At 46.7% G+C, this 1,586-nt stretch carries 3 protein-coding genes; 1 reads left to right on the top strand and 2 read right to left on the bottom strand.

Annotated features, from left to right (window positions below; genetic code table 11):
• The first annotated feature begins 48 nt into the window (after nt 1–48).
• Nucleotides 49–243 (top strand): hypothetical protein, encoded by a 195-nt coding sequence (locus H6629_24045; protein ID MCB9070860.1) that lies wholly within the window; start codon nt 49–51, stop codon nt 241–243.
• 136 nt (nt 244–379) lie between these two features.
• Here the strand turns inward: H6629_24045 and H6629_24040 are convergent, their stop codons facing one another.
• The gene (locus H6629_24040; protein ID MCB9070859.1) at nt 380–913 is read right to left on the bottom strand and encodes a hypothetical protein; all 534 of its coding nucleotides are present in this window, start codon (nt 911–913) and stop codon (nt 380–382) included.
• 101 nt (nt 914–1,014) lie between these two features.
• On the bottom strand, nt 1,015–1,586 hold a 572-nt coding region (locus H6629_24035), incomplete at its 5' end, for an OPT/YSL family transporter (protein MCB9070858.1).

Genomic DNA, 1,586 nt, shown 5'->3' with positions numbered 1-1,586 from the left:
ATCAAAGTCTCAACGAAAGGCAAACCAGAAGCAAACAGGGATTCTTCTGTGGAAGATATTGAAGATATCAAAATCGGCGATTTTAGCCTAGTGTTCGGCGGTGGTATCAATATTGGATCCGGTAACATGACGGTTGGATTTGATGTACGCTATTTGCTCGGTCTGAGTTCCTTTGATGATTCTGCTGATGAAGCAGACGTTAAAAACCAGGTAATTGCAATCGGCGCATCAATTGGTTTCTAATCATTGACGAAGCTTAGTTGTTGTTTTAGCTAGGCTTAGATACCCATAAAAAAAACGCATAGCGGTTATTATTGCCGCTATGCGTTTTTTTATTGAAAAACCGTGAAACCACATCAAAGCTGTTACCGGCAAGAATTTATTTTCCGGAAAATTTGCCCAACAACTTTTGCGCTTCCTCAAATTGCTCCTGCGCCCGCCCGATATACTCATTCACTTCGTCGATATATCCATCCGCGGAAGCCGACCAAACCCGGTTAAGATAGCGTTCGCCACCGGCGAAATGATTCATCACATCCGCATAATTTGCCAAACCGTGCACATGCGCAATGGTTTCCCGCGCTTCTGCAAACGCATCGAGATCTTCCAGCAAGAGCGCATCGATTTTTTTGTGCATATCATAGGTATGAATTTTGTCTTTGTCGCGATTCAATTGGGAAACATTTTTTACGAGATTTGCGATGCTGCGATCAATTACGCCTAAATTTTCGCTCACTTTGCCGCTTTCCTGTGCAGCCTGTTTGTTGCCCATTCGCACAATCACAACGCCGACGATACCGACAACCAGCATCGGTAAAAAGTAGTTCCATTCGACCAGTTTCGGGTCCAGCGAAGTAAGATACGATCCGCCCAAAAAGCCGGCAGCAATCAAAATAAAACCAAATAATTTCATTCTTAAATTCCTCTATGTTAAAGCCATTAGCGATCAGCTATTTGCCTTCTTCACTTTATCCTTTATCATTTATCCTTTTTCCATTATTCCGTGCCGCTGCATCAGCCACCCATCGCACCCTGAATCACTTTCACCATTGCGAAACCGACACCGACCAGCGCTTCGCCGACGATCAAACCGGCGGCAACCGGAATACCGATATCTTCGCTAAAACGATGACCTTTCACACGATCCAAAACCACTCGCCCGAGCGTGCCGAGGCTGTAAGTAAGCACAATATTGAACGGCAGGTAAAATCCCAATCCAACCAAAATTCCCAGTCCGCCGATGCCGCTGAAACTGAGCAACGCGCCCAAACCTGCGCCGGCGAGATATTTCATTCGAGGCACATCGCCGCCCAAAATGCCTTCAATTACGCTGGCAAGCGCCTGTCCCTGCGGCGCAGGCAATTTTTCGCTGCCCAAACCATCTGCCTGATGCAAAATAAATATCAGCGTCATCACCAAAATCGGACCGAGCCAACTGCCCAAAAACTGTCCGATTTGCTGTTTTTTGGGCGTCGCGCCAACAAGGTATCCGGTTTTCAAATCGAGCATCAAATCTGTAGCTTGCGCCATTGCGACACATGCGGCAGCACCGACAGTAACCGCAGAAATAATTGCCGCGCTATCTG

Source organism: Calditrichia bacterium, from assembly GCA_020634975.1.
Taxonomy (GTDB): Bacteria; Calditrichota; Calditrichia; order RBG-13-44-9; family J075; genus JACKAQ01.
This window is presented reverse-complemented; position numbering and strand designations above follow the sequence as displayed.

What these genes read in the sequence shown, in the direction of transcription:
- H6629_24040 (MCB9070859.1), bottom strand. Translation starts at nt 913, where the DNA reads ATGAAATTATTTGGTTTTATTTTGATTGCTGCCGGCTTTTTGGGCGGA.